A 5,786-nucleotide genomic window follows, 5' to 3' on the forward strand; every position below is an offset into this window, starting at 1 on the left:
CCACGGCACCGTCATCGCCGCCGCCGAAGTCGTCGCGGGGCAAACGCATCCTGATCGACATCGGCGTGATCCTGGCCGTGGTCGTGGTCTATGTGCTCTCGCTGGTCGGGGTGCACCTGCTGGCCACCTCGGCTGAGGGGCTGCCGGAAGCCGACATGGGCACCACCGAAGACACCGTGGTGCAGGTGAAGATCGAGGAACTGGACACCGTCAACAACCGCCTCAAGGTGAGTGTGCTTGTCATTCCCGAGGATTCGAAGTTCGACAAGAAATTCCACACGCTGACTCAAGACCTCACCGTGCGGATGTACCCGGAGAACGACCTGGGGGACCTGCAGTACCCGGTGGGTAAGTCACCCGCCCAACAGACCACCTATCTCGACGCGCAGGGCGACCCCGCCAACTGGCCCTTCGACTCCTACACCACCGGCACCATCCAGGCCCAGGTGTTCGCCGGAACCGGCGAGAACCGGACGGTGGAAGACGCCCGTGTCGAGGTGATCGGAGAGGTCGGCGGCTGGGACGCCACCGTCAGGCGCGTCGGTGAGTCGACCCAGAGTTCGCCCCGCCCGGACGACGTGATCATCACGCTGCACCGGTCCAAGAGCACGCTGATCTTCGACGTCGGCATCGTCCTGGTGCTCATCGCCCTGCCGGCGCTGGCGCTGTGGGTGTCCATCCCAATGGCGTTGGGTAAGAAGAAGTTCTTGCCGCCGTTCGTGTCGTGGTTCGCCGCCATGCTGTTCGCAGTGGTCCCGTTGCGCAACATCTTCCCCGGCAAGCCGCCGGAAGGGTCATGGGTCGACCAGGCCATCACCCTGTGGGTGCTGCTCGCACTGATCGTCGCGATGACGTTGTTCATCATGGCCTACCGAAAACAGTCGGACTGAGGTCAGGCGGGCGGTTCACTCCGCTGCGGCGCATCGCCGACCGCGCCGATCGCGTCGACGGCTTCGGACACCCGGGCCTGAAATCCGGCCGGCAACGGGATGTAGCCGAACTTGTTCAGATCGACTTGACCCGGGCCGATCGCGGCCTGCAGGAACGCCTTGACCGCCAGTGCCACTTCAGGTGTGGGGTACTTCGAGCAGACGATCTCATAGGTGGCCAGCACGATCGGGTAGACGTCAGGTTGGGCCGGGTTGTAGAACGACGAGATGTCGAGCACGAGGTTGTTGCCCTCGCCGACGATCTTGGCTCCGCTGATGGTTTTGCCGACCGTGTCGGTGCCGATCCGGACGGGCCGCAGCGACCGGCGGCTCGCGGGCGTCTTGATCTCGGCGGCATAGAGACCTTGTTCGAGGGCGAAGGACAATTCGTTGTAGCTGATCGCGCCCTCGGTGGATTTGACCAACTCCGCCGTGCCCTTGTTGCCGACGGCGCCAACGCCGACCGCGCCGTTGAAAGCTTTGCCGGTGCCTTGCTTCCACGCCCCGGCGGACGCGGCGTTCAGATAGGACTGGAAGTTGTCGGTGGTTCCTGACGCGTCGCTGCGGTAGACGACGCGGATGTCTTCGGCCGGCATCGATGCATTCAGCGCGGTGAGCGCAGGGTCGTCCCAGCGCGTGATCGTGCCGTTGAAAATCTTGGCGAGCGTGGGCCCGTCGAGCACCAGGGTGTCGACGTTGGCGAGGTTGTAGGTGATGGCCATCGGGCCGAACACGACGGGCAGGTTCCAGGCGTCGGCCCCGCCGCACCGCTGTTTGGCGGCAGCGTACTGATCGCCCGACAGGGGCGTGTCAGATCCCGCCAAATCGGTCTTGCCGGAGAGGAATTCGTTAATCCCGGCGCCAGAGCCGATGGCGTTGTAGTTGAGCGTCTGCTCGGAGCACGCCTTGTGGTAGGCGTCGATGAACCGCGTCATCGCATGAGCCTGCGCGGTCGAGCCGCTGGCGGTCAGCGTCTGTTTGCCGCCGCATGCCACCTTGGCCCCGCTCACGTAGGGGAGGGTGGCTTGTGCGGTGGTGCAGGCCGAGAGCACCAGGGAGCCGGCGGCCAGCAGGCCGACCCCGACGGCCGGTCGTTTGCGCGTCATGCGGTGGCCCCTCTCAAAGCAGCAGACGCTCATGCTGACACCGACACCTGTCCGAATCGGCGCGCTGAGGCGAACATCGGGTGAACCGGTCGGCTTTTCTGGGTTAACGTCCGGTGTCTCGGGTGGCGCGGTCGGCCAGGCTGCCGGATTACGGCCAGATGTATTGCCGGTGAACCGAATTCAGTCGAGGCGCGGGGGTCCGGGTAGTTCGCTAGCATCTGACCTCGAGCGGTGGGGATGCGTGGCGAGCGGAGGTGTGCGGTGACCACTGAGGCTCCACCCACCCCGTCGACGGACAAACCGCGACCGGCGGAGAAGCCGCACAAGAAGAAGAAAAAGCCGGCGGCGAAGAAGCCGCAGAAATCGCGCATCCTGGTCGGCATCATCATTCTGACGGTCATCGTCATCTTCTACGTGCTGTCGCTGGTCGGGGTACACATTCTGCAAAGATCTGAGGGCCCGCTTCCCCCGCTGGACCTCAGTCAGGGCGGTGGCGATGCCACGATCGTGCAGTTGCGGCTGGAGGAACTGAAGCCGGTCGCCAACCGACTGACAGTGGATGTGCTTGTCTATCCCAGCATTTCGTCGTATGACAACCGCTTCGACGTGCTGGGCACCGACGTTGCCGTGCGCCTCTATCCCACCAGCGACCTGGGCGACCTGCACTACCCGAAAGGCAAAGCCCCGGCACAACTGAGCACCACCGTGGAAGCGCACGGCGACCCCGGCAACTGGCCGTTCGATTCCTATCGCACCGAACCGATCGCCGCCGACGCGTTCGTCGGGTCCGGCGACAACCTCAAGAAGGTACCTGCCCGGGTGGAGGTGACCGGAGCGCTCGACGGTTGGGAGATCAGCGTCAACCGGGTGCATGATCCCGCTGCTCTACCCACCTCACGGGCTATGGACAACGGCAACGTGGTGGTGACCTTCAAAAGGGCGAAGGGCCCGTTGATCTTCGATCTGGGGATCTGTCTGGTCCTCATCGCGCTGCCGACGCTGGCTCTTCTGGTGGCAGTCCCGATGGCATTGGGCAGGCGGAAGTTTCTGCCGCCGTTCGCAACCTGGTACGCCGCAAACCTGTTCGCCATCGTTCCGTTGCGCAACATCCTTCCGGGCGCTCCACCACCCGGATCGTGGATCGACCAGGCGATCGTGCAGTGGGTGCTGATCGCGCTCGTGACGGCGATGAGCCTGTATATCGTCGCTTGGGTGCGTCAAGGGGACTGATCTACCATCTGACTTCGTGTCGGCCGATGCTCCCCCGCCTGAGCCGGGGATCCCCGAGCACAAACACATGTCGGTGCGAAAGCACCTGATCCTCGACTCCTCGATACTCATCGGCTTCGCCGCGGTCTACATCTTCACCCTGCTGAACTATCAATGGCTGGCCCCGCACCCGCTGCCGAAGGTGGATCTGCGATCCCCCAAGGACACCGTGGTGAAGGTGCACATAGACGGACTGCGCAACAAAGAGAACATGCTCGACGTGACGCTGGTGCTCAAGCCGGACGAAGCGATCGTCGACAAGAAGACCGGCCGGCTGAACATCGACACGGCGGTGCGCTTTCCCATGCAGGACGACCTGGGGGAGGTGTCGTACGACCTGAATAAGGCGCCCGAACCGAAAAAGACCGCGATCGAGGCGCGCGGTGAGCCGCGCAACTGGCCGCTGGACACCTACACCACCGACCCGATCCGAGCCGAATGGCTGGCCGGTGCGGGCCAGGACCGCCACTACGAAGCGGCCAAGGTCGAGGTGGACGGATCGGCGGACGGCTTCGACATCGACGTCGCAGAAGTCGCCGACAGCCCCAACGACGTCGTCATCACCCTGAAGCGGACGCGGGCGCAACGGATCTTCGACATCGGCATCTGCCTGGTGCTCATCACGCTGCCGGCGGTGGCGCTGTTCGTCGCGATTCAGATGGTGACGCGCCGGCGGCCGTTCCTGCCGCCGTTCGGCACCTGGTACGCGGCGATGCTGTTCGCGGTGGCGCCGCTGCGCAATTTCCTACCGGGTTCGCCGCCGACGGGGGCATGGATCGACCAGGGCCTGGTGATCTGGGTGTTGCTGGGGCTGGCCGCCGCCATGGTCATCTACATCGTGGCGTGGTACCGGGACAGGCCGACTTAGACCCTGCCGCCGCCGAGGCCACCCGTGCCGCCTCCGCCACCGGTGCCGGGGACACCATTGGCAGCCGGGGTGCCGGATTTGCCGACATCGCCCAGGCCGCCGACCACTCCGTTGCCGCTGGTGCCGCCATGAGCGCCGCCGCCGCCGAACCCGCCGTCACCGGCGGCGCCGTTCGTGGTGCCCGTTCCGCCGACGCCGCCCGCTCCGCCGGTACCGCCGGCGCCGCCGTTACCGCCGCGGAGCCCGGTGTTCGGCAGTGCGTTGCCGCCCGTGCCGCCGACACCGCCGACACCGCCCTGGCCGCCCACGCCGCCGATCGCGCCCGGACCGCTTGCCTGACCGCCCACGCCGCCCGTCCCGGCTGCGCCGCCGGTGCCGCCGAAGCCGCCGCTGAAGATGCCGCTCCCGGGCGAGCCGGAGCCGCCGGCCCCGCCGGTGCCGCCGATTCCGCCGGCGCCCGCAGTGTTCTGCAGGACGCCGCCGGAGCTGGCGCCCCCGGTACCGCCGGTGCCGCCGACGCCGCCGTTGCCGCCGGTAATGCTGCCCGAGGTGCTCGACTGGGTGATAACGCTGCCGCGCCCGCCGTCGCCACCCTGGCCGCCATTGCCACCCGTCGCGTACAGGTCACCGCTACCAGCGGCGCCGCCGGCCCCGCCTTTACCGCCGCCACCGCCGGTCACGCCCTTGAGGATTCCGCTGTCGATGTAGTTGGGCTTGGCGGCGCCACCGGCACCGCCCTTGCCGCCGTCCCCGCCGGCCCCGCCTATCTCACTGAGCGCGCCGCCAGTTCCCGCTTTGCCACCCGCACCGCCATTGCCACCGGCACCGCCGAGGCCCCCGGCGGGCGCCGCGGCCCGCACGCCGGCACCACCGGCACCGCCGTCGCCTCCGTCGCCCCCGGCGCCGCTGGCGCCGTTGACTCCGCCGAAGCCGGAATTGCCGCCGTCGCCGCCGATGCCGCCGTCGCCGCCGCGACCGCCGACGTCACCCGCGCCAGGGAGTCCGCCGACGTAAATCGAGTCGGCGCCGGTAGCGCCCGCGCCACCGTTGCCGCCGCGGCCACCGGCTCCGCCATCGCCCCATACGGCGCCATCCCCGGCGTTGCCGCCGCGGCCTCCGGCCCCGCCTTGGCTGCCCGCCGGAGCCGTCGCCCCGCCTTGACCCAGGTCGGCGCCGCCTGCGCCGCCCTGCCCGCCCACGCCGCCGGCGCCACCGTCACCGCCGGCGCCGGTGGTTCCGCCCGAGCCTCCGGCGCCGCCCCGGCCACCGGCCGCGCCGAGTCCACCGTCGTAGCCGGCCTTACCGGTGGCACCGCTGCCACCGGTACCTCCAACTCCGCCCTGGCCGCCAGTGCCATCGAGTCCGGCCGTGCCGCCGGTGCCGACGCCACCGGCCGCGCCGCCGGAACCGCTGTTGCCACCGCGGCCGCCGTTGCCGCCGGCGGTGGCGTTGTTATTGCCGTCGTCGTTGTAGCCCGCCGCGCCGTTGCCGCCGTGACCGCCGACACCGCCGGCGCCGCCGGCACCACTGGTCCCGGTCGCGCCACCGGCGCTGCCGCCCTGGCCGCCCTGCCCGCCCCTGCCGCCGGCAGCGCCGTCGCCTCCCAAGTCGCCC

4 protein-coding genes and 1 pseudogene are annotated in these 5,786 nt (G+C 68.6%); 3 read left to right on the forward strand and 2 right to left on the reverse strand.

Annotation, left to right across the window (positions count from 1 at the left end; translation table 11 throughout):
* Window positions 1–890, forward strand: an 890-nt coding sequence (locus AO501_RS09625) for a DUF4436 domain-containing protein (protein ID WP_055577507.1), incomplete at its 5' end; no start/stop codon positions are given.
* Between the two features lie 2 nt (window positions 891–892).
* Here AO501_RS09625 and pstS read toward each other — a convergent pair.
* Window positions 893–2,035 (reverse strand): phosphate ABC transporter substrate-binding protein PstS, encoded by a 1,143-nt coding sequence (gene pstS / locus AO501_RS09630; protein WP_055577508.1) that lies wholly within the window; start codon window positions 2,033–2,035, stop codon window positions 893–895.
* Between the two features lie 261 nt (window positions 2,036–2,296).
* Between pstS and AO501_RS09635 the strand changes: the two genes are divergently transcribed.
* The gene (locus AO501_RS09635; protein ID WP_411580305.1) at window positions 2,297–3,265 is read left to right on the forward strand and encodes a DUF4436 domain-containing protein; all 969 of its coding nucleotides are present in this window, start codon (window positions 2,297–2,299) and stop codon (window positions 3,263–3,265) included.
* Between the two features lie 16 nt (window positions 3,266–3,281).
* Entirely contained in the window at window positions 3,282–4,172 is an 891-nt protein-coding gene (locus tag AO501_RS09640; RefSeq protein WP_063892844.1) for a DUF4436 domain-containing protein, read from the forward strand.
* Here the strand turns inward: AO501_RS09640 and AO501_RS40135 are convergent.
* A pseudogene (locus AO501_RS40135) lies at window positions 4,169–5,786 on the reverse strand (PE family protein); the annotation flags it as partial. The gene AO501_RS09640 and the pseudogene AO501_RS40135 overlap by 4 nt on opposite strands.

The sequence above is a fragment of the Mycobacterium gordonae genome, assembly GCF_001417955.2.
GTDB lineage: Bacteria > Actinomycetota > Actinomycetes > Mycobacteriales > Mycobacteriaceae > Mycobacterium > Mycobacterium gordonae_B.